The sequence below is a fragment of the Pirellula sp. SH-Sr6A genome, from assembly GCF_001610875.1.
GTDB lineage: Bacteria > Planctomycetota > Planctomycetia > Pirellulales > Pirellulaceae > JBKCUI01.
Genome location: NZ_CP011272.1, coordinates 2,107,430 through 2,133,635, shown reverse-complemented (window position 1 = coordinate 2,133,635; position 26,206 = coordinate 2,107,430). Strand labels below are relative to the sequence as shown.

The 26,206-nt window shown below is 53.8% G+C and carries 18 protein-coding genes; 9 read left to right on the top strand and 9 right to left on the bottom strand.

Annotated elements, in window-relative coordinates; genetic code table 11:
• Positions 1 to 5: 5 nt before the first annotated feature.
• The 3 genes from VN12_RS08415 to VN12_RS08405 all read left to right on the top strand — a co-directional run bounded on the left by VN12_RS08415 (position 6) and on the right by VN12_RS08405 (position 4,495).
• On the top strand, positions 6 to 3,194 hold the full coding sequence (locus VN12_RS08415; protein WP_146676405.1) for an efflux RND transporter permease subunit: 3,189 nt from the start codon (positions 6 to 8) through the stop codon (positions 3,192 to 3,194).
• Positions 3,195 to 3,266: 72 nt separating this feature from the next.
• Positions 3,267 to 3,917, top strand: coding sequence for a hypothetical protein (locus tag VN12_RS08410; RefSeq protein ID WP_146676404.1), 651 nt, complete (start codon positions 3,267 to 3,269; stop codon positions 3,915 to 3,917).
• A 53-nt stretch (positions 3,918 to 3,970) separates the two neighbouring features.
• Positions 3,971 to 4,495, top strand: a complete 525-nt coding sequence (locus VN12_RS08405; protein WP_146676403.1) for a hypothetical protein — start codon at positions 3,971 to 3,973, stop codon at positions 4,493 to 4,495.
• A 532-nt stretch (positions 4,496 to 5,027) separates the two neighbouring features.
• Here the strand turns inward: VN12_RS08405 and VN12_RS08400 are convergent.
• Together VN12_RS08400 and VN12_RS08395 are read right to left on the bottom strand one after the other, a co-directional pair.
• Entirely contained in the window at positions 5,028 to 6,035 is a 1,008-nt protein-coding gene (locus tag VN12_RS08400; RefSeq protein WP_146676402.1) for a nucleotidyl transferase AbiEii/AbiGii toxin family protein, read from the bottom strand.
• Positions 6,032 to 6,658: a DUF6088 family protein gene (locus VN12_RS08395; RefSeq protein ID WP_146676401.1), complete on the bottom strand. Its 627-nt coding sequence runs from the start codon at positions 6,656 to 6,658 to the stop codon at positions 6,032 to 6,034. The genes VN12_RS08400 and VN12_RS08395 overlap by 4 nt, the downstream gene beginning before the upstream one ends.
• Before the next feature lie 1,505 nt (positions 6,659 to 8,163).
• On the opposite strand from VN12_RS08395, the gene VN12_RS08390 reads away from it, so the two are divergent.
• The 5 genes from VN12_RS08390 (at position 8,164) to VN12_RS08370 (ending at position 12,082) form a co-directional block, all read left to right on the top strand.
• Positions 8,164 to 8,544 carry a hypothetical protein gene (locus VN12_RS08390; RefSeq protein WP_146676400.1) on the top strand — a complete coding sequence of 127 codons (381 nt, stop codon included), beginning with the start codon at positions 8,164 to 8,166 and terminating at the stop codon, positions 8,542 to 8,544.
• A gap of 293 nt (positions 8,545 to 8,837) precedes the next feature.
• Positions 8,838 to 9,332 (top strand): hypothetical protein, encoded by a 495-nt coding sequence (locus VN12_RS08385; RefSeq protein WP_146676399.1) that lies wholly within the window; start codon positions 8,838 to 8,840, stop codon positions 9,330 to 9,332.
• A gap of 811 nt (positions 9,333 to 10,143) precedes the next feature.
• A complete protein-coding gene (locus VN12_RS08380; protein ID WP_146676398.1) occupies positions 10,144 to 10,710 on the top strand; it encodes a hypothetical protein in 567 nt (188 codons plus the stop codon).
• 562 nt (positions 10,711 to 11,272) lie between these two features.
• Positions 11,273 to 11,677: a hypothetical protein gene (locus VN12_RS08375; protein WP_146676397.1), complete on the top strand. Its 405-nt coding sequence runs from the start codon at positions 11,273 to 11,275 to the stop codon at positions 11,675 to 11,677.
• Between the two features lie 132 nt (positions 11,678 to 11,809).
• Entirely contained in the window at positions 11,810 to 12,082 is a 273-nt protein-coding gene (locus tag VN12_RS08370; RefSeq protein WP_205855229.1) for a PEP-CTERM sorting domain-containing protein, read from the top strand.
• A gap of 216 nt (positions 12,083 to 12,298) precedes the next feature.
• Here the strand turns inward: VN12_RS08370 and VN12_RS08365 are convergent, their stop codons facing one another.
• From VN12_RS08365 to amrS, 4 genes are all read right to left on the bottom strand, one after another.
• Positions 12,299 to 13,294 carry a Gfo/Idh/MocA family protein gene (locus VN12_RS08365; protein WP_146676395.1) on the bottom strand — a complete coding sequence of 332 codons (996 nt, stop codon included), beginning with the start codon at positions 13,292 to 13,294 and terminating at the stop codon, positions 12,299 to 12,301.
• Position 13,295: 1 nt separating this feature from the next.
• Positions 13,296 to 15,119, bottom strand: coding sequence for an ATP-binding cassette domain-containing protein (locus tag VN12_RS08360; RefSeq protein WP_146676394.1), 1,824 nt, complete (start codon positions 15,117 to 15,119; stop codon positions 13,296 to 13,298).
• Positions 15,120 to 15,393: 274 nt separating this feature from the next.
• Positions 15,394 to 18,009 (bottom strand): ATP-dependent chaperone ClpB, encoded by a 2,616-nt coding sequence (gene clpB, locus VN12_RS08355; RefSeq protein WP_409994274.1) that lies wholly within the window; start codon positions 18,007 to 18,009, stop codon positions 15,394 to 15,396.
• 253 nt (positions 18,010 to 18,262) lie between these two features.
• On the bottom strand, positions 18,263 to 21,556 hold the full coding sequence (amrS, locus tag VN12_RS08350; RefSeq protein WP_146676392.1) for an AmmeMemoRadiSam system radical SAM enzyme: 3,294 nt from the start codon (positions 21,554 to 21,556) through the stop codon (positions 18,263 to 18,265).
• An 88-nt stretch (positions 21,557 to 21,644) separates the two neighbouring features.
• On the opposite strand from amrS, the gene VN12_RS08345 reads away from it, so the two are divergent.
• The gene (locus VN12_RS08345; protein ID WP_168164292.1) at positions 21,645 to 23,984 is read left to right on the top strand and encodes a ribonuclease R family protein; all 2,340 of its coding nucleotides are present in this window, start codon (positions 21,645 to 21,647) and stop codon (positions 23,982 to 23,984) included.
• A gap of 43 nt (positions 23,985 to 24,027) precedes the next feature.
• On the opposite strand, the gene VN12_RS08340 is transcribed toward VN12_RS08345, so the two are convergent.
• The 3 genes from VN12_RS08340 to VN12_RS08330 form a co-directional block, all read right to left on the bottom strand.
• The gene (locus VN12_RS08340) at positions 24,028 to 24,678 is read right to left on the bottom strand and encodes a hypothetical protein (protein WP_146676390.1); all 651 of its coding nucleotides are present in this window, start codon (positions 24,676 to 24,678) and stop codon (positions 24,028 to 24,030) included.
• An 83-nt stretch (positions 24,679 to 24,761) separates the two neighbouring features.
• Positions 24,762 to 24,965: a hypothetical protein gene (locus VN12_RS08335; protein WP_146676389.1), complete on the bottom strand. Its 204-nt coding sequence runs from the start codon at positions 24,963 to 24,965 to the stop codon at positions 24,762 to 24,764.
• Between the two features lie 19 nt (positions 24,966 to 24,984).
• A complete protein-coding gene (locus VN12_RS08330; RefSeq protein ID WP_168164291.1) occupies positions 24,985 to 26,073 on the bottom strand; it encodes a DUF1559 domain-containing protein in 1,089 nt (362 codons plus the stop codon).
• Between the last annotated feature and the right edge of the window lie 133 nt (positions 26,074 to 26,206).

Below are 26,206 nucleotides of genomic sequence, written 5' to 3'. Positions count from 1 at the left end.
TACCAATGTTGAACGCATTAATCAAATTCGCGCTCCATCAGCGCTTGCTCATTGTCGCTGTCGCTCTTGGGCTAGTTGGGATTGGCACTTGGCAGATTCTGCAAATGCCCATCGATGTTTTCCCAGACTTGAATCGACCTCGAGTCGTGATCATGACCGAAGCACCCGGTATGGCGCCCGAAGAAGTCGAAACGTTGATTACCTTTCCGATCGAGACCACGATCAATGGTGCCAACGGTGTCGAAGCCGTGAGAAGCTCATCTGGCGTTGGTATCTCGGTCATTTACGTCGAGTTCGCCTACGGCACCGATGTCTATACCGACCGCCAGATCGTCGCTGAACGAATGCAGTTAGTACAAGATCGTCTGCCCGCTGGCATACAGCCTCAACTCGCCCCGATCTCGTCGATCATGGGACAGATCTTGATGTTAGGGATGTGGACCGACAATCCCGACGTTTCGCCGATGGAATTGCGAACGGAAGCAGACTGGATCGTTCGTCAGCGATTGCTCACGATCCCCGGTGTCTCGCAGGTCTTCACGATGGGTGGCGAACGGAAACAGTTTCAAGTGCGCGTTAACCCCGATGCGATGACTCGCTACGGCGTGACGCTTGAGGAAGTCGAAGCGGCCGTCAGCAAGAGCAATGAGAACGGGACCGGAGGTTATCTTGACCAACAAGGCCCAAGTGAATTCTTGGTACGAAGTTTGGGTCGCATCCAAACGGTTACTGACCTCCAAGAGATCCCTATCACGATTCGGGATGGAAGCCCGGTCCTGCTTTCCCAGGTGGCCGAGATTCACGAAGGAGCGCAGGTCAAACGCGGGGACAGTTCTGCCTTTGTACGGAAAAGTGATAATGTATCTCAGTTCTCCGGCGGTCCAGCCGTTGTCCTCACGGTCAATAAACAACCAGGTGCTGATACACGCGCAGTCACAGACAACATCATTGCTGCTTTGGAGGAACTCAAGCCATCGCTTTCACAGGGCGTGAGAATTGAACCAACCTACTCGCAGAAAGCATTCATCGATCGAGCCATCAAGAATGTCGAAGAAGCTCTGCGAGACGGCGTGATTCTCGTAGTCATTGTGCTATTCCTCTTCTTGATGAATGTCCGCACCACTTTCATCACGCTGACGGCGATCCCTCTGTCATTGGTGATGACCGCGTTGATCTTTGCCGTGTTCGGGCTCTCCATCAACACGATGACTCTCGGAGGTATTGCCGTCGCAATGGGTGAACTGGTCGACGATGCCATCGTAGATGTCGAAAACATCTTTCGACGATTGAAAGAGAATCGGGTCGCAGCGAATCCACTGCATCCGTTGTTAGTGGTCTATCGAGCCAGTTCGGAGGTTCGGCGTTCGATTGTCTTCAGTACGATGATCGTGATCTTGGTCTTCTTGCCGCTGTTTGCGCTCGGTGGCATGGAAGGCAAGCTCTTCACACCACTCGGCGTCGCCTACATCGTTTCGATTCTAGCATCGTTACTAGTGTCGCTGACCGTCACTCCCGTTCTCTCCTATTGGTTGCTGGGCAGTATGCAATCCAAAGGACACGAGCACGACGGTTTTGTATTGCGCGGCGTGAAGTGGATTGGTGAGCGAGTCATCCGCTTCAGTCTAGCTTTCCCGTGGTTCAACTTGAGTCTCACAGTGGCCTTGGTTGTTTTAGCCGGACTTTTTCTGTCGAGGCTGGAACGAGACTTTCTCCCGCCGTTCAACGAAGGCACCGTGCAGTTAAACGTTGTCTTGCCTCCCGGCACTTCGCTGGCTGCTTCGAACGGAATAAATCGCACCGTAGAGTCTGCTTTGATGGGGATTCCCGACGTTCAGCGATTTGTACGGCGCACCGGTCGTGCGGAACTGGACGAGCATGCGGAAGGGGTCAACATGAGCGAATACTTGATCGAACTCGATCCGCACTCAGCGCGCTCTCGTGAACAGCAACTTCAGAGCATCCGTAGTTCGATGGACCAAATCCCCGGAATTGTTACTGCTACCGAGCAGCCGATCGCACACTTGATTTCGCACATGCTGTCTGGAGTCAAGGCGCAGGTGGGTGTGAAAATTTATGGTGACGATCTCGATTTGTTGAGGCAAAAAGCTGAGCAGATCAAAGCGGAGATGGCATTGGTGCCGGGTGTGACCGACTTGATGATTGAACCTCAAGTCATCATCCCTCAGTTGCGTATCGAAATGGACCGCGCCCAGCTCAAGCAACTAGGGCTGCAAGTCAACGATGTCAATCAGTTTGTGCAAACGGCGATGAATGGCAAGATCGCCTCGGAAGTTCTCGATGGCATGCGGACCTTTGATCTCACTGTTCGAATGCAAGAGAACTATCGCGAGGACATCAATGCTTTGCGACGATTGCCGATACAGTTGCCGGAAGGCGGTACCGTGCCGTTGGGTAACGTAGCTCGTATCTATGAGTCAGGCGGTCCGAACACGGTCAACCGAGAGAACGTTCGTAGACGCGTGGTCATTCAATGCAATGTTGCCGACCGCGGTGTAGTCGACGTTGTCCAAGATATCAGGAAGATCATCGCACCGGTCATTGCGACGCTGCCTGCTGGGTACTACCCAACCTATGAAGGTCAGTTTCAAAGCCAACAGTCCGCCAGTCGCGTGATCGGTATTTTGTTCGCGGTATCGCTGGTCGGTGTGTTCTTAGTTCTCTACACGCTGTTCCGCACCGTGAACCTCGCGTTACAGGTGATGGCAGCGTTACCGATGGCGTTCATCGGCTCGGTGGCCGCGTTAGTGCTAACCGGTCAGACCGTGACGATCGCGTCGATGGTCGGTTTCATATCCCTGGCTGGAATCGCTTCGCGCAACGGCGTGCTACTGCTGCAGCACTACATCCACCTGGTCGAATTCGAAGGCGAGAGTTTTACCAAGGAGATGATTGTGCGAGCGGGTTTGGAACGAATGGCTCCGGTGCTCATGACCGCGCTGACGGCTGGCATCGCGCTGATTCCGCTCGTGCTTGCTGCTGGTGAACCCGGGAAGGAGATCCTCTATCCCGTGGCTACCGTGATTCTTGGCGGCGTCGTGAGCTCCACGATGCTTGATTTCTTTGTCCACCCTGCGTTGTTCTGGCTGTTGGGAATTCGATCAGCCGAACGCGCTGTGAAAGCCGCTCATACGCAGATTGAACTCAACGATGAAGTCGTTGCGAGAGTAGCTTAGCTTTTCCATTCCCGGCGAATCCTGAAGTTCGGGCTTTGCAATATCCCCTGTTCCCTAAATGGAGTGTTTGAAATGAAACAGATTTTGGTATGCGGAGCCATCGTTTTGAGCTTTGGTTGCCTAGTCTCGGTACCGTTAATGGCACAGCAAGTCGATGCACATGCAGGGCATGATCACGGCGATCATTCTCATGATGGTGAGACACTGGCATTCTGCCTTCCTGAGTGGAAGACCATGCACTTTGAAGATGCCACCAAAGCGCAGCAGCATTTGGATATGGTGAAAAAGTTAGGATGTGAAACCAAACAAGGGAAGCATGCAGGTCATATCGATCTGTCCTATCGATGCCTCAATTGGAAGTCGATGGAAGTCAAGACTCATGCTTTGGCGGAGCAATGGCTGGGATGGCTCAAGGGAAGCGGCTTTGATATCTCGCACGGCCATGTCGATGCGGTTTACAGCAAAGGCCCCGAATCTGTGGAGTTTCGTTTGGTCAAGTGGAAGTCGATTCACGGAAACGGCAGCCAGCAAGAGAAGAAGTTTGTCGACACGCTTGCCAGCTTAGGCGTTGAGGTTGTCTCAGATAGTCATGGCAACCATAGCGACATTCGGTACCGAAGCCCGGTGTGGCGTGATGTTCACGTTGCCGATCACGCTGCGGCAGAGCAACTTATTGCGTGGCTCAAACAAAGCGGCTTCGAAGTTGCTGCCCACAAGCACTAATCAAGATTGTCTAGAATCGCATTTAAACAACAAAAATAAGGGGAAATGCAACTATGAAGTATCTTTCATTCAGTACGGTCGTTCTGGTTCTTCTCGCAGCCGGCTGCAGCCAGGATTCGTCACAATCGAGCAGCTCAGAATCAACCGTCGTCATGGACTCCGCTCCGCCCGCCACGGTTGATTCATACGATTCGCATGCTCACGCTTCTGAAGGTCCTCATCACGGAACTCTGATTGAACTAGGCAACGAAAAGTACCATGCGGAACTAGTGCATGATGAACAGTCAGTGACGATCTATATGCTTGATAGTTCTGCTGCGAAAGCCAATCCGGTCGAGGCGACTGAGGTCACGATCAATCTTGTTCACAACGGCAAACCCGCGCAGTTCAAGTTGCCTGCGGCTCCCGATGCGAACGATCCGGCAGGAAAGTCGTCGCGATTTACTCTTCAGGATGCGAAGCTGGTGGAGGAATTGGAGCATGGACATGCTGCGGCAAAACTCAACATCCTGATTGATGGCAAGTCCTACCGAGGTGAGATCCACCACGATCTTGAAGGTCATGACCACGCCCACTAGTCCGGAAGCATGGCTTCATTCTTAGCGCGACCGCAGTGATGCGGTCGTTGCAGTGAGAAGTGCATATCTGGAGACCTGGATGTTGTCTTAGATTGAGGCGGAGGCGAATCGTGGAGAAGTTAAAGTTAGAGATTCGATTGCTTGTTGGTGTCGATAGTGGTGGCCATGAATCGGTTCCCTTTCTGAGTTTTTGAAATGCCCCCTTACGCGAAACACGCTCGCGTTTTCCGGCGGAATGGGGGCGAAGCCCAAAAGGAAAGGGGGGAGGGGCGTCAAGGACGACTGAAGCGGAGGGGCACCCGGTCTGCACAAGCGAGGAACGAGCGCCGAAGATTGGGGAGGAAGCCGCGTAGGTCGCACGGCTCGATCCTTGACACACCGGGGGATGCTCCCCTGTGGTGTCTTGCGCACAAGAGGGCGAGAGGGAGCCTTAGCTGTCCGCTAGGACCGCAGCGAAGCGGAGCCCGGAAGCACTCGGTCGCTTGGATGACGAGGTGCCCAGATCGGTATAGGAAGAAACGTTAGATGGGAACTACTTGGAATTGATCCGTTGTTCCAGTGCGGCCAGTGTGGTGATGATCTCGTCGAAACTCGCAGGTTCCCCAAGATACATGTCACGCATGTTCTGATAGTCGCGCCTCAGGTGGGGAATGCGTGCTTCAGGCGGCACGAGTTTGAATCTTCCCGGCTTGGCGGTGTCGTAAGAAGCCCAACCACTACCAAAGAATTGGCTTTTCCAGGATACGACCCGCTCTCTCAGATCATCGTGGGCAATGGCTTGAGAGGCGATAGAGTGCCCTGCAAGTGCAGCGGTATCGGCGTAATGCCGCGAGAACCGGTCTGGCGTGGGTTTCTCGGCGGGGCGGTGATATTCGGTATGCAGAATGGTCGCTTTTTCCCAGAAGGTACGTTCCAGTTCGAGAGCGGTGACTTCACAGGCCCAGTCGTCAAAGGCTTTTGGCAATGCTTCAACTATCCAAGGTTGTACTGCGTGCCTGCCTGTGGGCTGCTGATCCGTAAGCGATCCGAACTCCAGCTTAACCGAGCGTTTCAGATACTCGAATCCAGCGGGCTGGGTCGAAGGGTAATGGAACAACAACACAGGCGAATGAGTTAATGGATCGGTCAGGTACTCGAACCAGTTGGTTTCCCGCTTTCCCAAAACGGAAAGGATATGTAGCTCCAATGCGGGCATGATCTGCTGCGCTACGGCTTGGCCGCAAGCTTGTTCGGCCTTTGCCATCCATTTATTGGCTTGATTGCGGCTGGTGCCCGCTTGTTCCAGTTTCAGGAACTGGGGTGATAGGGATAGGTCGATGTCTTCGGAGAACCTCGCTGTCACGCCAAAGACCTTGGAAAGCGAGGTTCCTCCCTTGAAGACAATGTGGTCTGCAAACTCAGAACGGAAAAGTATTCCGAGAAGCCAGCACACCCAAAAATCCTTCTCGAACACGATGGGAGAAACGTTACGCTGGATCGCCGCTTGGTCGATGTAGAGCTTTCGTTCACTTTCGGGCAGTTGGAGGAACTTCAGATTCATGATGGCTCCTCAGCTATCTCAAGGAATAGCTGGCGCATCCAGGCTGGTGCAAGCTTGATGTCCTTGGTGATCTGCCGACGTTTATCAAGCGGCAATTTGTTTTTCAGATGAGCAATACGCTCAGGGGTGATGTGCTCCTTTCCAAGCTCTCGAAAAGCTTGGATCAAAAGGCCACTCAATCGGCCTGCGGTAGCCATGTTCTTCGCGGTGGTCTGCCGAAGCTGAATGGTCATCGGGCCGATCTTAACGGTTCGGCTTGGGCCATCAGTCAGGAAGACCGTTTTTGCGGGCACCTGTTCGGATAGGCCAAGAGCGTTTGCGGCGTAGGCTCCCGCAGGCTGAAGCTTGATCTGATCGCGTCCGGCAAGAGCCTTAGCAATGGTCTCTGCCTCCGGCATCAGCTTGCCGAGAACCGGATGCGCGATGGGGTAATCATAAACCCCACGGGCGAGCCGCCTGATCGTGCCTTCACGGGTGAGCTTGTGAAGGGCCACGTCAATGGATTCGCGGCTTCCCAGCCCCAGGAAATCGGCTGGAACGAAGACGCACCCTCTCCCACGGCCACGAATGGACGCAAGTATCGCTCTTTCAACGGCTTGTGGCTTTCTTTTCTGGCTCTCCATTTAAGAAAAAACTACCATGTTTTTCTTAACAAGTCAAGCTTTGGCTGCTGACGCAATCCCTGGGAAAAGCCCTTCGGCGCTGCAAGACATTTTGTAAAAATGTGTTCGAGAACTCGGCGCTATTATTCGAGCTGATGGTGCGGCGAGAGTTTCTCTGACGCCCAGCTCACGCATTCGAAGTTCTTGGACTCACTTCGTTGTAAACGGGCGATCTGTTGGGGCGTTTGTATCGTTTTGTGAGTTGGTTTTACCTCGATTTTCTAGCTCGCCACGGTCTGTCAGGTATCCAACGAGCTTGTCGCTCGATTGGTGATCCTCGTTTCTTGGTACAAGACACATGTGCATAAGGCTTAGCTCGTGTTGTTTTGGATCGCGACATGCGATGTTTCTCTGGCCCTCGCCTTGCATCGATCACACGATAGAGCGCGATGGTGCGTCAACCTCGCAGCTCTTGCTGTTGCTCGATTCTCGTTGAGTTCGACCGGAACATTCGCTCCGGTCCCAAAGACCATGTCGTCGAGTGTCTTACCTTGGAAGGCAAGGTGGGAAACGACTTTCTGGCTCGGGGATGTCCTGAAAGGACTTCAGCTATTGGCCCGGGGTAAGCTAGCGCCACCCCGGGTTGGTTACAAAAGAAGTCACGTATCCCGGGTGGGATGAAAGCGATTCAGGGAGCAGCTGGCCTCCTTGCCAGGATGCGAAATCCCATTGCGATAGACCGGTGATGTCGCTTGTGCTCAAACACCGGCTACAAGCTTCAATGCTTTCGGCAAGCAGAACGTAGCTTCTCTGTCGGCAGACAGCCATAAACATCGAAGACTGGAGCAACGCGCCAGGTCACCACTCCTATCAAGGATTGGATGTCCGATACGCGGATCTACTTTACAACCTCGGATTCGTCAGCGTGCGATCACTCGCAGGCACCACCGAATCGGCAGTGCGAAGAAAGCCAGGCATCGGCGAAAACATCGTTGAGCATTGCCGGAAGGACTTGCGGACACTCAACATGTCGTTCAGGGATGAAGTTCCAAACCTCCTGTCGCATCCGAGGCTACCCAGCGCGCGCGATGTGGAAGACGACTGACAAGGTTCGATCTCAGGTACCCCATGCTTTGAATCCGTTCGTCGTCGACGAAGTCCATGAATAATAGCGAATCGAACTTTGGATTGACGATTAGAATCGAGTTGCACTACGACAAGGCATGGATTGACGGCTCATCGCCGGGTTTTTCGGGATGCTGTTCGGTAATCCCAGGACCTTCGTTGCATTACACCACACGACGTACGGCGAGCCGCGGCAACGTCCCTAAACCCATAAGGGTTGCCTGCGACTAACCATCGGTCGCATTAAGGGAATATTCCCTGGCATTGAGCAACTTCACACTTTGGACGGTGAGGTACAATTCAATGGGTTTCAAAGCCCATTCTGTTAGGCGAATTGGCTACAATAGAGGTCTTGTTTTCCGGCGCATGCGCCGGAGAATTATTGGTTCGCTGACAGTAAGATGATGAAGCTCGCCGACGCATTACCGGAATTTGCAGAAGAACTTGCGCAGGGACTAGCCGCCGAGGGATACAAGCATCTTGCGGAAACGGTTCATTCTGTAGAGATCGTTGAGCGATGCCTATGCGATGAACCAGGTTGCGTAACGTTCTACGCCGTGCCTAAGTCATCCGCTCCCGCTTGGCCGGCATGCAAACGCGTGATCGCGCCTGCAAAAGGCGTGATGTGTGTGCATTACTCCAAACGGCAAATCCTTTGGGTGGAGGTGCTTGGCCGTCCGGACGATCGAGCGAAGCTTGACCAAATCTACATACTGTCAGACTCAGCAGGTAATTCGGCGAACCAAGCGGTGAACGGGAGCCGCCGGCAGCGCGAGTTTTGAAATCATCATTTATTCGGCGGCGACCCCGTTACCGTCGTCGTTCTGGCTGTGGTGCTCGTGCTCAGTCGCGTAGCGACGGTGCTCGTAATCGTAATCGGAACCAGCGTGATGACTGCGCAATCTTTTGACCACGAGCGACTCGACGTTTATCGTCTTTCGATCGATTACGTTGCTCGGTCATTCGAGGCGGCGCAACGTATGATGCCGAGATCGATTACGATAACGAGCACCGCTGCGCTGAGCACGAGCACGAATCTCAGATTTAGGTATCGTCCGATGAATGAAACACGATCGTGAGGGCCCAGTTTCGCACTCGCACGCTTCTCATTTGCATGGCTGTCATTGCAGTTGCCGTCGCAATCTCTATCCGGCTGATACCGCGACAGCCTCTGGTTTGGAATGCATACACATCTACGTCACTGCAAGAGGCGTTTGACAAGAAGCAATCCGTATTGATTTCCCTATCCGCGAATTGGGCCATAAACGGGATGATTCATGAACGAACAGCGATCAAAAGCGCTACAGCGATAGATACAATTCGGTACAGCGGATTGCAAACCCTTCGCGCTGACATGACCAATCTTGATCCTGCAGCAGTGCAATTGGCAAAGGATAACGGGCTGATTACTATCCCCGCCTTCCTAAACTACAATCCAGATTTCCCTAGCGACCCAATCGTGCTAAAAGACCTCGTGTCCGAAGATCAACTGCTCGCTGCGATCCGCTACAATTCTCAAAGATCACAGAACAATGGGATGGACGCGACGGGCTCGATCGACCGTTTTTGACTTGCGTTAAGTCAATGACTCGCCCTCGATCATCCCTGGCGCTCTGGCAATGAGTTGCAGATGTCACGTTTTGCTCAAATGATTCTGTTGCTGGTCATTGTTGGGTGCTCTTATTCGGCGAAAGTCCAAAACAAAGTTGGAGTAATTGAAGTGGGTGACCTCGTTGATGACGTAAAAGCCAAGCTAATCAAATGGGGGGCGAAGGAGGCGAGTTTTGCATTCGCAGTTGCGGTTAAAGGAGAGCATGAAACGCAATCCGAGTTCCTTGAGCGCGCAGAGGAGATTCGACGACATGACGATTTTTGTGAGCATCCATATTACTGGGTTCGTCCAAAGGTTGCGGCCGTCTTCTCGGCTAGGGATGGGAAGCTTGTCGCGATTGGCAGAACAGAAGTTTTAGGGCCGTATGCTGGAAATCGGACATCAGAATCGGGGTTTCGATCTATTGACTCCACCGGACGATTCAAATGATAATGCCAGAATCGGGCAAGGATGCCCATTGTTGGGCACCCTCCTTTCAGCACCATATGTGCGCGTCCGTATGCGGCTTGTATGCGAAGCACTTTCGCAGGTCTTAAGATGCGCTGCGTGTCTCCAGTCATCGAACAGTGTATTGATCCTTCTGGCGGTCTGAAAAGTCACTCCCGTTGACTGGAGTCCACGAGGTTCAAACCTTGTTATTGACCAATAAGTGTGGATTCCCAGGATAGACCCACTGACTCACTCAGTTACCGTGGATCCCCTGGAGTACCCTCGACGTATCCAAAGCCAAGATCTATCTCAAAGGACTCTCCGCCTTGAGTGGCAGCGATTGATTGACGCATCGGCTGACGACGGACGGGAAGTCGAAGACAAAGCCAAACGAGTTGTGATGGCCCTCGACGACTTCGCTTTGAAGTTCGCTCGTTGGATGCGTGCTGCAGCGGTGCATGCAGACTGCCCTCGCGGAAGCGTCGCGATGTGGAAAGCGTGGGAGCGAGTCGAAGCGGCATTCATGCCAGTGAACCTGTCATTGCCCAAGCCAGTGGAACACTTGGTCGATAGCGAGAATGCCCCTCGGGAGCAGATCTCACGGGAGTACGGATGGATCGATGAGCGCGGTGAGCCCGATCTGGTCAAGGTTCAGGAGGAGTACGAAATTCCAGGCAAGCACTTCGACAAAGAGACTTGGACGAGCCCCGCACTCAAGAACTACTATGCCAACATCAACCGCCAATGGTCGGATCGCTTCGGATCCCGCAAGCTGTTATTCTCGACGCTGAACGAGTTGGATCCAGAACAGACGGCAACTCCTAGGATTGCATGGGAACAGAACACTAATCTTCACTCATCACCACTAATAAGGAATAGCAGCAAGATGGTCGCGGTTCTTGATTAGTGCGAATGAGTGGCGATTAGTGTTCCTGCTTTCTCAAGACGCTGTGGAGTGCTCCCCAAAAGTTGATCCATGAGTTATGAAAGTCTATCGCCGACAACGGCACTAGGATTTTGATGACTAGAAAGCTCGTTGGCTCCAGAGATGATTTTTCGGATTTTTGTTAAATTCTGCGGAGAATGCGAAAGCGTTTTGCGGTGGGGACTTTGATCCACTTGGAGGAGTGTTTGTGCCATAAATAGCCACGTGGAGCTGCGTTTCGAGCGTTCGATGCGCTGCTTCCGACAGACTAAGCGTGGTGGCAAAGGGAATTGGGATGGCTAGGCCTGCGAGTAACGCTCCTTATGTACCCGGAAGTGTCACGAGTGGGGCATGTTGGCACGCTTTGGGAGTATGCAAGTCGCGGACTGTGCGTCGGGACAAACCGTTGACGATTTTTCCTTGCATATTCATATTCGAGCATTAACAGTCTCTGATCGTAGCGATTGGATCGGTCGGCTCGCATGGCGAGTAAGTGGTCTGTGCGGCATCCAACGTACGATAGAAACAGACAAGGACAAACATCATGAGAATTATATCATTTAGTCTTTTTCTCGCGTTGGCTTGGGCGCTTCCTGCCAAGGCAGACATTTCGCTATCAAGCGGGACGTATACGCAAAACTTTGACGGCATTGGAACGATATTGCCCGACGGGGTGAGCGTTCGAGTCGGCGCGACGAGTTCCTTTTTAGGTACGGATAGTTCGGCCGCGTTTAATACCGATGGGATCAATCCGAAGCCATGGGATTCGAACAATTCCGGATTTCATAACTATGCCGCAATCGATTCTCTTCCTTTCGTGGACGCGAACAATCCTTCATCGGGAGTTCAGCAAAATTGGAGCGATCGAGCATTGGGAGTGCATCTGAAAGGGGATGTTTCGAGTCAAAGCAGTCTTGGTCTGGATCCCGGGGCAGCGTTTACCTTTTGAGTCATCGACGTCAACACCTCCTCCCTCGACTTTACGTTTAGTTCGCAACTACTCCACGATCACAATCTGACGCTCCCAAACAGCTGGGAGGTTCGGTGGGGGGCAGGTGCCACACCAACCTCTTTCACGTCAGTGGGAACTTTTAGCCAAGATGTTGTGGGAGCGATCGATCGAAGTTTTACTATCAGCGTTTACACACCCGGGGATTCGGGGGGGCTTTGGGTGCAAGTTGTTGCGCAAGCGTCGGGTGGGATCGGGAATAACGATAGCCGACATACGTTTGCTATAGACGACTTGCGAATCACGGCTGTTCCTGAGCCCAACTCTGTCGCATTGCTGGGGATAGCGGGGATAGGAATCGGGATCGTTCGACGCGTTCGACGCGGGCGAAGCAAGTCGGAATAGACCCCAGGTGCCGCCTTGCACGAGCTGAGTATCGAGTCGACGATCCGGTTTGGGATCGTTGACGATTGAAAAGGCCCATATCCGGAATCGTGACTGGGCCGAACTCAAAGGGGCCGGCAATTTCAGTCGTTGAAGCTCGAATTGTCTTAACTCATCCACGAAAGCGATTCGTCGCGACAACCCCGCAGCCTATCGATGCTGGCCTCATTCGATGACTCACTGCGGTGAAGATGGATGGATGCTCGTTTCGATCAACTGATACTCCCAAGCGGCGAGGGTTTCTTGAGCTTGAAAACCAAATTCGGTGAGTTGATTTAGATCGATCGCATGATGGTTCGATTCCCACAGCGATTCGATCATCCGCGCCTCCTGGTTCACATTTTCGCCGACCATTTCGCTTCGGGCCTTTCCATCGGAGCCATGCACCCAGAAGCGAGGTTTCGAAGCATCCCAGGGTCTTAGGAAATCATCGCAGATCACAGAGCCCTTGGTTCCCGCAATCTCCATCCATTTCCGTCCCGGTGCATCAAAACCGCAGTCCCAATGGGCAAATGCGCCGCTTTGGAGTTCCACAATCGCCTGTGCGCTAAGCCATATGCCATGGTCGGCATGACGTCTTCCCATCGCCTGAATGCGGGAGGGCCTCTCACCCGTAAACCATTGCGTCGCTAGTGCGCAGTACCAACCCAGGTCGAGCAAGCATCCGCCGCCCGCGCTGGGGTCGGTTCGGTAGTCACGTCCCCGTTGAAGTACATGGGAGAAGCTGCACGAGAAGGTAGCACGCGTCACTTCCCCAATTGCTCCACCGGCGATCAAGTCACGCATCGCTCGGCTACGCGGGTGGAATGGAAAGGCAGATGCGTGGCAAAACCGATCTGGATATTGGGAGACAACTGCATGCAGTCGGCGAGAATCCTCTAGATGGGCGGTGAGAGGTTTCTCACAAAGGACTCGCTTACCCGATTTCAATGCCCTAATGGCAAGCTCGGTGTGGAGGTGGGGAGGTAGTGCGACGTAGATAACGTCGATATCGTCTGCGTCGCACAAGCTATGGAAGTCGTGCGTGGACTTGGCGACTTGATGGGTCTCGCACCACTTTTGTAATGCTACCGGATCGCGAGCTGCCGCTGCGGTTATAGAATGTCCGGCCAAGCGAACCGCCTCGACCATTCGGGGTGTAACTCGACCGACTCCCAAAAATGCCCATCGCATGCTACGCCCTTTCTGAAAGCGACTCCCATCGCTGATACGCCTTGGCTAGATCGCGCCCAATTTTCTCTAATCGAGTTTGATCGGCAGCCAAGATCGAAGCGGGTTGCTTGAAATAATTGGGTGATGCCATCTGGTCGTGAATCGCTATTTGCTCCGATTCAAGCTGTTCGATTTTTTTTGGCAACGTATCTAGTTCTTGCTTTTCCTTGAACGAAAGCTTCTTTTCAACCTGGGTCTTGATGGAAGTCGTTGATGGTTCACTTTTGGGGAGTGTGGACGCAGCGCCGCGAGCCGTATTCTTCACACCGTTGCTGCCGGTGAGTTCCGCTTTCTTTTGCCTCAACCAGTCATCGTATCCTCCGACGTATTCTTTGATCGCCCCGTCCTCGAACACCAAGAGACTCGTAACGCAGTTGTTGAGAAAAGCGCGATCGTGGCTCACCACGATCAACGTCCCGTCGTACTCGACGAGGCGTTCTTCCAGCAGTTCCAATGTCTCTGAGTCTAAGTCGTTGGTGGGTTCGTCCATGATGAGCATGTTGGCGGGCTGAGCCAATAGTTTCGCCAGCATCAGTCGATTTCGCTGTCCTCCAGAGAAATAGCGGATCGGTGAACGCGCTTGTTCCGGTGTGAAGAGAAAGTCTTGCAGGTATCCGATGATGTGTTTCGATTTTCCTCCAACTTGAATCGTCGTTTTTCCTTCGCCAACGTTCTCGACCGCGGTCTTGTTCAAATCGAGCACATCGCGGGTTTGATCGAAGTAAGCGATGTCGAGTTTTGTGCCGAGACGGACCGTCCCCGTTCGCGGTGGCAGTTTCCCCAAGATTCCTTTGAGCAAGGTCGATTTGCCAACGCCATTGCGACCTAAGATTCCAACTTTGTCCCCTCGCATGATGGTCAAGTCAAAAGGTGCAACGATTTGCTTGTCACCATATCCAAATGAGGCTTGTTCAATCTGGCACACCAGATTACCGCTCCGTTCGCCGGTTTCAAACTGCATCCTAACGCTTCCAACCGACTTGGGACGTTGTAGTCGCGTGACGCGCATCTGTTCCAATCTTCGAACGCGTCCCTCGTTGCGGGTTCTTCTCGCTTTGATACCTGTGCGAATCCAGACTTCTTCTTCTGCCAGCTTCTTATCAAACAACGCTTGCTGCTTTTCTTCTGCCAACAATGCTTGCTCTTTGCGCTTTAGGAATGTCTCGTAGTCGCAGGACCAATCGAATAGCTTGCCCCGATCGATTTCCAGAATTCGCGTTGCCAGTCGCGTCAGAAACGCGCGATCGTGCGTGACAAAGAGGAGGGTGGACTCGAGGGATGCGAGGAAACCTTCCAGCCATCGAATGGCGTCGATGTCTAAATGGTTGGTCGGCTCGTCCAGGAGGAGGACATGCGGTCGGCTCACGATGGACTGCCCCAGCAGGGTGCGACGTTTCAGACCCGTGGACAGGGAGTTAAAGTCGAGGTGGGGCGCTAGTTCGAGTTGCTGGAGGGTGTTCGAAAGATATTGATCCCGTTTCCAATGGTTCTCGTCGAGCTGAAACTCCTCGGGTAACCCTCGCGACACCACTTCCTCGACCGTGCCGCGAATCCCCTCTGGAACATCCTGCGGGAGAACGGCGACGCGCGTTCCGGGGGCGAATTCGATGGATCCCGACTCCGGTCGTTCTTGTCCAGCAAGCAGCTTCAGGAGGGTCGACTTTCCTGCTCCGTTCCTACCGAGGAGCCCAATTTTTTCCCCCTCTTCAATTCGGCAACCGACTTCCGAAAGGAGTTGAGGGCCACGATAGCTCATGCTCAGTTGGTGCAGTGTAATCTGTGGCATAAATCTCGATTCGGCGAATATGCAAGTGACTGTTCTGTTTGGAAAGTTCCCGGGCACCCGGGAACTTCGCTGTTAAAAACGAACCTCGCCGGGGCCATGCGAACTTAACGGGTTTCCCCGTTCCTGCAAGCCGAATCGAAGGCAGTCGCGGTGAAGCATCTGCACCGCGCAGGCCCTGAGGACTGCGCGGCACTGGGGAACCCCGCCTCTTTCACTGGGCGAACGCTCCGACTCCGGGCGAATACCCCGATGCAGGGTAAATACTCCGACGCCGTCAAGCGAACATGAATTCGCCTTCTTTGAAATCGATAGCGATCGGGTTGGTGTCATCGGGCTCCCGCGTCAACAACGCACTGGCGATCTTGTTTTGCAGTCGGCGTTGGATGACTCGCTTCAAAGGTCTCGCCCCATAAATCGGATCGTAGCCCTCCTCTGCGATCGCGTCCAAGGCACGCTCCGTGATGGAAAGCGTGATGTGCTTTTCCGCAAGCTGTTTTTCCAGTCGTTTGATTTGCAGCCCCACGATGCGACGAATCTGATCTCTCTTCAGTGGTTCGAAGATAATCGTCTCGTCGATTCGGTTTAGAAATTCTGGCAGGAATCTTGCCTTGAGCGAGTCTTGGACCGCTTGGTGCATTTCTTCTTCCGAGCCCCCTTCTTCCGCAACACGTTGAATCATTTGACTTCCGATATTGCTCGTCATCACGATCACGGTGTTGGTGAAGTCGACCATCCGGTTTTGTCCGTCGGTGAGACGTCCATCATCGAGAACCTGCAGGAGGATGTTGAAGACATCGTTGTGTGCCTTCTCGATTTCGTCGAGCAGGACGACGCTATACGGACGTCGACGAACCGCTTCGGTGAGTTGTCCTCCCTCTTCGTAGCCAACATATCCCGGAGGCGCTCCGACCAATCGGCTGACTGTGTGCTTTTCCATGAATTCGCTCATGTCGATACGTACCATGGCGGCTTCGTCGTCGAACATCACCTCCGCTAAGGCCTTGCAGAGTTCGGTTTTGCCAACCCCTGTAGGGCCGAGGAAAAGGAAGGAACCGATGGGGCGATTTGGATCTTGCAATCCACTCCGGCTTCGGCGCACCGCATTGCTCACGGCTTCGACCGCTTTGGCTTGTCCTACGACGCGTTGGTGTAATCGCTCTTCCATCACCAACAGTTTGGCCCTTTCCGTCTCCATCATGCGAGTGACAGGAATTCCAGTCCAAGAGCTGACGACGGCTGCGATTTCGTCGGGGGTAACCTCGGTGCGAAGGAGTTTGCGCTCGTCGGTCCCGGCAGGAGGATGGGCCACGCTTTCTTCTCGCTGAAGCTCATCGGTCAGCTTGCGACGTTTTTGATCCAACTCGTAGAGCCGCTGGTATTCGGCTTCCTCCACGGAAAGTCCAACCGATTGCTTTTCTTTAACCTTCGATTCGAGTTGACGGAATTCCGCCTCCACTTGTTCAAGTGATTTGCGAATCGATCCCACGCCTGACAGACCAAGCTTTTCCGCTTCCCATTTTTCACGAAGCCCTGCAAGCTCCTTCTGCACGCGCGCGATTTCTTCTTCGATATCCGACAGCGATTCCTCCGTGCTTTCGTCGGATTCATCATGAAGTTGCCGTTGGGCGATCTCGAGCTGCCGCAATCGGCGTTGCAACGAGTCGATCTCAGCGGGCACGCTATCTCGCTCCATGGCGATGCGCGCGGAGGCTTCGTCGACGAGGTCGATGGCTTTGTCCGGAAGGAATCGATCGGAAATGTATCGGTGTGAAAGCTTAGCAGCTTCGACCAACGCTGCATCCCGAATCTTGATGCCGTGGTGGGCTTCGTACCGAGGCTTCAATCCGCGAAGGATCGTAATGGTGTCTTCGACCGAAGGCTCCCCGACGTAAACGGGTTGGAACCGACGCTCGAGTGCAGCATCCTTTTCAATGTGTTTGCGATACTCATCGAGCGTGGTGGCTCCGACGCAACGAAGCTGTCCGCGTGCCAACTCGGGTTTGAGAAGATTCGCCGCGTCACTCGATCCCTCGGCCGCTCCCGCGCCGATCACGGTGTGGAGTTCATCGATGAAGAGAATAATGTCGCCGCTGGAATCTTTTACCTCGCGCAGGACTGCCTTCAGTCGTTCCTCAAACTCCCCTCGGAATTTGGTACCTGCGATCAGCGCGCCCATATCGAGCGCGATGACACGTCGGTTTTTGAGACTTTGTGGCACATCGCCCGCTACGATGCGCTGCGCCAACCCCTCGGCAATGGCGGTTTTGCCCACTCCGGGCTCGCCGATCAAGACGGGATTGTTCTTTGTGCGTCGCGAAAGAACTTGGATGACGCGCCGAATCTCGGCATCCCGTCCGATGACCGGATCCAGTTTGTTTTTCGTAGCGAGATCGACCAAATCGATACCGTACTTCTCCAATGCCTGAAACTTTCCTTCGGGGGTCTGGTCGGTTACCCGCGCGCTCCCACGCACCGACTGCAAAGCGCCCAGAATATCGTTTTCATCGATTCCTAGCAGCTTCAGGACTTCGGTCGCTTTGTTGTTGGAGCGGCAAAGTGCGAGGAGCAAGTGTTCGGTGCTGACAAACTCGTCCTTCATCGCGGTCGCTGCAGAGGCAGACGCTTCGAAGACTTTTTGAAGGGCTGGGCCGACGCCGGGCTGCCTGCCGCCGGAGCTGCGGGGAAGCCTTTTCATTTCGCTATCGGTCACCGATTGAATCTTCTCGATCGAGGCGCCGATTTTTTTGAGAAGCGGGACAACAACCCCCTCGCGGTCTTGGAGTAGCGCGTGAAGCAAATGCAAGGGATCGAGTTCGGGGTTCCCCATCTCCGATGCCTTGGACTGCGATTCCACGATCGCTTCCTGGGCTTTGATCGTCAACTTATCCATTCGAAACGACATAACAAACCTCGAGCGAGTACAACGAGCGAATCGGAGGTGCCATCCGGAACCCCCTTATGGCAGTCGGAAAACCGACAGTCCCCACGAATTGCAAACGCCGCGCCAAACCCTCGATAGCTGGTCCATCACGAGCGCCGTCGACTCGCTCCAGGACTTAGAAAGGAACGCAGGGACCCGTGATCAGGTTCTCGCTCGGTTTGTTTCGACTGCTCGACGTATCTATTTCTATTTCCCGGCGTATCTATTTTTCAGTGAAGCAAACGCCAGCATAGCCGACGACCCTGCCGGGATCGCTTCCTCGGTCCGCGCTGGTTTCATAGGCAATTCGCTCGATCGCAAACGATTTTCCCAGTTCGTGCAACGTTTGCATGATGATCGCCGTCGGGACAACTCCGCACATGCTGATGTGGTGCGCGCGGCAGGTTTCCAGCAAGTGGTAGGGATCGCAGGACTCCATGGCCTTCAATGCCAGTTCATCACGCCGGCGGGTTTCTGGGTCGGGCTGATAATGATTCATGTCGCTCGAGATAACCAAGAGGGGTAGCTCGGGCAGCTTGCGCAGAACGGCAGCCAACTGCTGGCTGAGGGTACGGATCTCGTCCCAGCTAGCTCCGCGAACAACCGCCGCGGTAATGCGCGGGCGAAGCGAGTTTCCGATCAATGCTTCCAAAACAGGAAGTTGCACCTCAATTCCATGTTCGGCTAAGTGGGCAGTCAAATCGAACTGCATCCCTTCGACACCTTCCACAATGGCCGATGCCAGATCCAAATTGGCCATCCACGCGTCGCCGTCGGGGAGTTCCCAGGAAGGGGCCGGGCTGACCGCCCAGTCCGAACCGTGCGGAGTATGCTTCGGCCCAATCATCAACAGCGTTTCCGGCAATTCGGCTTGCTCCCATACCTTGGTCGCGACCGCGCCGCTAAATGGAAAGCCGGCATGGGGTGTCATCAATCCCAGCAACCGCCTCGGGGTGGCAGTTGGATTCGAACGAAATCGATCGATCAATGACATGCGCTCCGATCGAGTCGCTGGATAAAACGTGCCGGCGACGGCGGCCTGGCGATTCTCCCTCCTATCGACCGCGATCGGTGCATTGCTGGCCATCAGTGAACTGGTGGTAGACATGCATTGCATGGAAAAGATGGCGATAGGGTTCTTGCGAGAACGCAGGGGTAATGCGGCTTCTTGAACAAGTTGATGCACCGATTTGGCGGCGTCGAATACGACCGAGCACCGATCACCAAGGAGCGAAACGATCGCGCGATTGTCCGCTTTCACCCCTTCGAGATCGCATTGAGCGAAAGTTTCACGGAGCCCGTCTCCTTCCCAGTCGTCCGATTGAATGATTCCGTGGTGGATCGGATCGTAGAGAACAGTGATTTCCAATTCGATGTTTAAATTCTTTTCAAAACGCGTCCTCAAAAGGGTGTCGGCCGCATTCTTACAAAGTTCGAGCAGCGTGTTTTGCAGGGGAAATCCGGGCCGGAGGGAAGTATGAATCCAGTTGGCGAGCGGCTGGCTGGTCTCAGCGTTTCGAAGCGTGAGCACCATTCCATTGACATTGCCGTCCATGGCGTCGAGCGCGACATAGCTCGGAGTGCCACCCTGTGTGAGCGCGATGAGATTGTTCGTCGCAACCTGCCTGAGCTTTTGTAGTTTTTGAATGGTGCCGGGTGGAAGCACCACCGGCATGTCGGAGGGAATCGATTCAAGCTCGATGGCTCCGGAAATCACGGCGCCATCGAAAATCTCGACGGTCGCTGTAGCATCTTGCCACGATGCTTCCGGTAATCCAGCCTTGCGACAGACTGCTCTCAAAAAGTCTTTTGCATCCCAATCGTGGTCGGTAGCCACGCTAGGGAGCAGCAGCCCGGCTTGATTGCCACGTGTGATACGCAACCCATGCTTGCCGATCTGCACCCCGTTGGCCCGCTCGGTAGGAGGCATGTTCAAGACAACCGGTGTACCCAGGAGGGAAACGTCGAGTTCCAAGTATCGGACTTCGGCAGGGGATATGGCGACCATGCGAACATCATCCTTCGCCGTGCGGGCCGCGGATTGAAGGATGGCCTCCGCGAGCGGTGTGGGGCGACCTAAAAACCCGCAGCATCCGCGAAGCTGCTTGGCTCGAGTTAGAGTGGTGAAGAGACCAAAAACATACTTCCCGGCGAGATCGCCCAGCAGTTGAGTCCAATCCGATGAAAGGGGGCGGCCGATGGTCGCTGCAATGATCGCCAGTTGACTCGCTCGGTGGATCTGCTGCTTCTGTGCATCGGTTAGTTCATCAAGTTGAAGCATGGGGAGCTTAACGGGTTCTGAAATCGACACGGGATCCTCCGAAGAGTGGGATTGCGAGGAGATTGGCGATGGAGACGGTTGTAACGAGGGCTGAGACAGTTCTTCGCCGACCGGCAAAGATAGCTGATGGATTGCGGGTTGGATGTTGGTGGGGCGGAAAGAATTTAGGTTTACCGGTTGCCGTTTACGTCCCCATGTGCCCGGTTTTGCGTCGAACCGACCAGACTGCTGCGCGCCGCAATGGGAGCAACGGTCCGCGATGAGGAGATAGGCCCGAAGCTCATACCAGTCGCGTTCGATTAAACAGTGCTGGCATTGGTAGCAGTAGGTTGAGCCCCGAGATGCGTCATGCACGTTGCCAATATACGGATAACGCAAACCTGCCTGCTTCGCAATTTCATGAGCTAGGATGAGAGACTCGACGGGAGTATTCGGTTTGTCCTGCATGCGAAAGTCTGGATGGAACGCGGAGAAGTGAATCGGAGTGTCGGTTCCAAGCTCCTCCGCAACGAATTCGCATAGTCGCTTGAGTTCATCCGCGGAATCATTGGAATCGGGGATGATCAAATTCGTGATCTCAAGCCATACATTCGTCTCTCGCTTCACATAACGCAAAGTATCCAGCACTGGTGCCAAATGCGAATAGGTAATTCGCTGGTAGAACTCTTCCGTGAAGGCCTTGAGGTCGACATTCGCAGCATCGATGTGTTGAAAGAACTCCACCCTCGCTTCCGGTTGGATATATCCGGCTGTGACCGCTACGGTCTGGATCCCCAGATCATGGCAGGCGATGGCGGTGTCGATTGCATACTCCGCCCAGATGACGGGGTCGTTGTAGGTGAAGGCAACACTGCGGCATCCCAGTTCCCGCGCCGCCTTCGCAATCGTTTCCGGAGCAGCAAACGAGCTGAGTTTGGCAACCTCACGCGATTTCGAAATATCCCAGTTCTGGCAGAATTGGCAGCCAAGATTGCAACCGGCTGTACCGAATGAAAGGACGCTGGTGCCGGGATAGAAATGGTGAAGAGGTTTTTTTTCGATGGGATCGATGCAGAAACCGGTGCTTTTGCCATATGTGTCCAGCACCATTTTTCCATTTTGAATCTTTCGGACAAAACAGAAGCCCCGGTCACCCTCCTTCATCCGGCATTTTCTAGGGCACAAATCGCACTCGATGCGTTCATCCCGTTTCTCAAGTGTCCCCTCGACCGAGTGCCACCACTTTCCAATTTTCATGGCCGATCCTCCCTTTCCATGCGATCTTGTGCCCTTTGGATGCACTTGGATCCTGGATGATTCCAACCCTCCGGGTTATTCTAGGGTGATGAATTCAGAATCGATTGCACAACAAGTCCTTCAGTATGTATTTTCTGAAGAATACCGGCCCTCTAAACCCAAAGCGATTCATAAGAAGCTAAAGCTTCCTGAAGAGTCGTACCGCGATTTGCGGCGAGCGATCAAAAAGCTTGTGAGGGAAGGTCGCATTCTTTTTGGCGCCAACCACTTGGTCCTCCGCCCTGCCAACCGTTCCGCTCCCACCCCGGATGTCGAGACCGAAATTGCATTGGCGGAATCGATCAGCCCCAGGCGTCGCAAACATAGCAAAGAGGATGGTCGCAGCGAGCCGGTTGGAATCTACCGGGCTGCCCCCAAGCAGCTCTACGGGTTTGTGAAACTCCCACGCGTCGCCGGTCAGTCGCTGACCGATGAGGTTTTCATCCCCCCACGGTATACCAAAGGTGCCATGGAGGGAGATACGGTTCGCATTCAGGTCACTCTCCAAGGGGTGGAACGGACCGAAGGAAAGGTTTTGGAAATCGTCTCGCGTGCGAAACGTGAATTCGCTGGGACTTTTCAAATGGTCGATGGGCAAGCGATGGTTTGGCTCGACGGAGCCAACCTTTCTCACGCCGTCCATATCGGTGACATTCGCGGGTTGCCCGTCAACAATGACGATAAAATCATTGTCGAACTGGTTCAGTTTCCCGATCTCTTTCAACCTGGGGAAGCAGTCATCCTGCGTGTTTTGGGGAGCAACCGCAATCCAGCGGTCGATACCCAAGCGGTTATGCACCAATTCGGCTTGATCGAAGAGTTCCCGCCCGAAGCCATCGACGTCGCGCGAGAACAGGCCGATCGATTCAACGAAAACGAGATCCCTGAGGGCAGAACCGATCTGACCCAGATTCCGACCCTCACGATCGATCCCATCGACGCGAGGGACTTCGACGATGCAATCTCGCTTGCGAAAAACGAAAAAGGCAACTGGGAACTCCAAGTCCACATTGCCGATGTGTCGTATTTCGTGCCAGCGGGTAGTCCGCTGGATGTCGAAGCGCAACGTCGGGCGACCAGCGTCTATCTGCCCGATCGCGTCATTCCGATGATCCCAGAAACCATCAGCAATCATTTGGCGTCCCTCCAGCCTGATCGCAATCGTTTGGCCAAGACCGTCTTCATGGAATACACGCCAGAAGGGACTCTGCTGCACGCCAAGGTCTTCAATAGCGTTATTCGAAATCAACACCGATTCAACTACGAACAAATCGACCAGTATCTGGCGGAACCGGAATCCTGGCGAGAGAAACTCAAGCCGGAGATTTTTCAACTGGTCGGCGATATGCACAGCTTGGCAATGCTCCTGCGACGTCTGCGCAACGAAAAGGGCTCGCTCGAACTGACTCTCCCAGAGGTCAAAATCGACTTGGACAAACTCGGGAAAGTGAAAGGTGCACATCTGGTCCACCACACCGAGAGCCATCAAGTCATTGAGGAGTTCATGCTGGCGGCAAACCAAGCGGTCGCTTCGTGGCTCGACTCCCTCGAGCTTCCGTTTTTGCGAAGAGCCCACGCTCCACCGAACCGATTGAAGCTTCGGCAACTCAATCAATTCGTCCGTGCCCTTGGAATTCCCGCAGAAAACATGGAGAACCGTTTCGAAATCCAACGGGTTGTTCAAGCCGTCAAAGGAAAGACGACCGAGTACGCGGTGAACTATGCCATTTTGAAAAGCATGTCCAAAGCGATTTATCAATCGGCTTTCGAACGACATTACGCGTTGGACATGACCCACTACTGCCACTTCACGAGCCCTATTCGACGCTACCCTGACTTGGTAGTGCATCGCATTGTTCAGAAACTGATCGATGGCGAACCGGCGAAAGAGAATGAAGATGTGCTGGAGCGTCTAGGGGAGCATTGCAGCGCGATGGAACAGAATGCGGAGTCTGCTGAACGGGAGTTGATCCGCGTGAAGTTGCTCCACTTCTTGTCGAAGAAGCAGGGAGAACTGATGAGTGGAGTGGTAGCTGGCGTGAAATCCAACGGTTTGACCGTACGGGCGATTGAAGTCCCGATCGATGGGCTGGTCGCAGTGAGCGATTTGCCAGCGGATCGCTATCATTTCGATCGCGAAACCCACACGCTCGAAGGTTTCCGGAGCGGGAACCGCTATCGGCTCGGTGATGAACTGATCGTGCGTATCGACAAAATCGACATGGTGCGCCGCCAACTTCATTTCAAGCTAGAGAAGGTCACCCACCACAGCGAAGTTTCGCCTTACAAAGGAAAACGCCGAGAGGAAGGTTCCCGTTCCAATCGAGACCTTGAACGGCGATTCCGAGGCGATCCCTATGCCAAAAAGAAGGGACGGCGCAAAAAGTAAGTTCGCTGCGCGATCGGGCAAGTCCTGTGGAAACATTGCTCGGTCAAGGTTTAGGCTCGGCCGGTGTTTCTAACAAGATAATTTCTTCGGTTCCTTTCCCGGCCTTGCCGAAGTCAATTTCTTGCATTACTTGACGGCCAGGGATCTCGTCGCTGTACCAACCTAAGACATCGGCGGGACCGGACTCGAGCGCCGTTTTCCATGTATAGACTTGGACGGCGACGTCTTTGCCCAAGACAACGACGTTTTCATCTCGAAGCAATTTTGCTTCGCGTAAAGGTGCAACGACTTGTTCGTCTGTTGTCGATTCCAAAACGGACTGCTTGGCGAGGTACTCGAGTATTTGGGGTGGATTCACGGTCAAGTCCGAGGGGCGTTCAACCGTGATTTGGCTTTCCACTTTTGCCATCGACTTGTCAATTTCGGAAAGCCTTAGCGTCGTCGTGACCGTCACGGTTCCTTGGTCGTTTACGATGCTGTTCTTGCGAACTACGCGGGTGCCGACTGGGAATTTAGCCCAATTGAGGTAATCGGGGTTGTCGACGCTCCGCGTCTTGGGTCCGGACGTTTGGATGGGTGCCGACGCGGGCACTGTGGATTCCAATGCTTGCTTCCCGTCATTGGATGGGGCGCAGCCCAGTGCCATCATGACAGAGGAAAGGAGCAGGTGAGATCGAAGTCGATAAAAGTTCATTGGAAAACCGTTGGATGGCTTTAGAAATAGAAAAACATCCCTTCGCACCGAAGTCCGAAAGGATGTTGATTGGAAACAGAGGATTATTTTGTTTTCTTGGAGCGTTGTTTTGCCATCGCTCCTTTGCTTTCTTCGTCCTCGACAGCTTGGTCGTCGGCGACCATCTTTTGAATTTCTTCAGGGGTCATTTGCTGGGTATTAATGACGGTGTCGCCTGGTCCACCGCAACCGAATTGCCCTACGACGGCGATCGAGAATACGATCGCCCAAAAGAATCTGTACTGCATGGCATTTCCCTCTTTGCGACTATTCCAGGTTGCTGATGACTTGGCCGTCGTCAATCACGTTCAGATGCATCCAGACAACAGCGTCGACGGAGAAGGGGGAGAATCGTACCGACCCATCACCGTAGACAGCATTGAGACCACCCGGGTGAGCGGAACCGAAGTAACGACGCCAAACCGTTCCCGAATTGTTGGTCATGTTTTGGAAAGGGAGATTTCGTTTGTCGTTGTCGGCGAGGGGTGGGAAGTGGTAACGGATGTTGTCTTCATCCCAGCCGCTATTTTGCCAACGTTCATTGTCGCCACCGTCCGCACCATGCCGACCGATAGGCAGGGCCTTCTCGGATACCATAATGCTGTTGGAGGTACCATCGATCACATCGCCGAGGCGTCGTTTGGCTCCTTGTGCCCCCCAAGTGATGTAACCTTTGCGGCCACCGGTATTACCAAAGTTTTCCGGCGTTCGCTCGTTGCGCCGTGGGCTAAGACCGAGCGGGGCAGCGGGAATGTCTCCGAGTCCCTCGTGAACTTCCCCTTGATTGAAACCTGCGGAACCGGCGTAGTCGTTGCGTGAAAAGTTCGAGCCGTAAACCGTAGGGCCGCGCCGCGATGGGCAATAGAAACTTGGAATGATCGCGCGAGCGACGTCGTCTTCTCCGTCAATATTGGCATTGGAGGAGGAGCGAGGCCAACCATCGACTGGATTGATGTCGAAGCGAGCGAGAGCGTATACGTTATTCTGCTCCATATAGGGGAGAATCTTGAAGAAATGATTCCAACCGTTGGGGTGTGCTGCTCGACAGCAGGTCGTCGTTTCGTACGAACCGACCGCTTCGTTGTAAACCATACCGGGAACTTTTGGGTCTCCGTCATAGCCACCGTTGGGTATCGATTTGGTAGCCGATTCGTGATTCATGAACGCCAAGCCGATTTGCTTGAGGTTGTTGCTGCATTGCATGCGTCGAGCCGCTTCGCGCGCCGCTTGAACGGCCGGCAGTAGCAGTCCGACCAAGATGCCGATGATGGCGATAACGACCAACAATTCGACGAGTGTGAAGCCGCGCGTTGCTTTCTTAAATCTGCGCGCACCAAGACCGAGTCGCATTGTCATAGTGAGATGTTCTCCAAACAAGGATCAAAAACAATCAACTAGAACGATGCGACGGTTTATAGAGTTGAATGGTGAAACCGCCAGAGATACGAAGCGCTCTTTACTAAGTCTTCATGGCTTCGACTTCAGAACT

Excerpts from the sequence above, each read along its gene's own strand:
- VN12_RS08415 (WP_146676405.1), top strand. The coding sequence starts at position 6 with ATGTTGAACGCATTAATCAAATTCGCGCTCCATCAGCGCTTGCTCATT.
- VN12_RS08405 (WP_146676403.1), top strand. The coding sequence starts at position 3,971 with ATGAAGTATCTTTCATTCAGTACGGTCGTTCTGGTTCTTCTCGCAGCC.
- VN12_RS08345 (WP_168164292.1), top strand. The coding sequence starts at position 21,645 with ATGAATTCAGAATCGATTGCACAACAAGTCCTTCAGTATGTATTTTCT.
- VN12_RS08365 (WP_146676395.1), bottom strand. The coding sequence starts at position 13,294 with ATGCGATGGGCATTTTTGGGAGTCGGTCGAGTTACACCCCGAATGGTC.
- VN12_RS08410 (WP_146676404.1), top strand. The coding sequence starts at position 3,267 with ATGAAACAGATTTTGGTATGCGGAGCCATCGTTTTGAGCTTTGGTTGC.
- VN12_RS08400 (WP_146676402.1), bottom strand. The coding sequence starts at position 6,035 with ATGAATCTGAAGTTCCTCCAACTGCCCGAAAGTGAACGAAAGCTCTAC.
- VN12_RS08375 (WP_146676397.1), top strand. The coding sequence starts at position 11,273 with ATGAGAATTATATCATTTAGTCTTTTTCTCGCGTTGGCTTGGGCGCTT.
- VN12_RS08330 (WP_168164291.1), bottom strand. The coding sequence starts at position 26,073 with ATGACAATGCGACTCGGTCTTGGTGCGCGCAGATTTAAGAAAGCAACG.
- VN12_RS08395 (WP_146676401.1), bottom strand. The coding sequence starts at position 6,658 with ATGGAGAGCCAGAAAAGAAAGCCACAAGCCGTTGAAAGAGCGATACTT.
- VN12_RS08340 (WP_146676390.1), bottom strand. The coding sequence starts at position 24,678 with ATGAACTTTTATCGACTTCGATCTCACCTGCTCCTTTCCTCTGTCATG.
- amrS (WP_146676392.1), bottom strand. The coding sequence starts at position 21,556 with ATGAAAATTGGAAAGTGGTGGCACTCGGTCGAGGGGACACTTGAGAAA.
- VN12_RS08390 (WP_146676400.1), top strand. The coding sequence starts at position 8,164 with ATGATGAAGCTCGCCGACGCATTACCGGAATTTGCAGAAGAACTTGCG.
- clpB (WP_409994274.1), bottom strand. The coding sequence starts at position 18,009 with ATGGATAAGTTGACGATCAAAGCCCAGGAAGCGATCGTGGAATCGCAG.
- VN12_RS08335 (WP_146676389.1), bottom strand. The coding sequence starts at position 24,965 with ATGCAGTACAGATTCTTTTGGGCGATCGTATTCTCGATCGCCGTCGTA.
- VN12_RS08360 (WP_146676394.1), bottom strand. The coding sequence starts at position 15,119 with ATGCCACAGATTACACTGCACCAACTGAGCATGAGCTATCGTGGCCCT.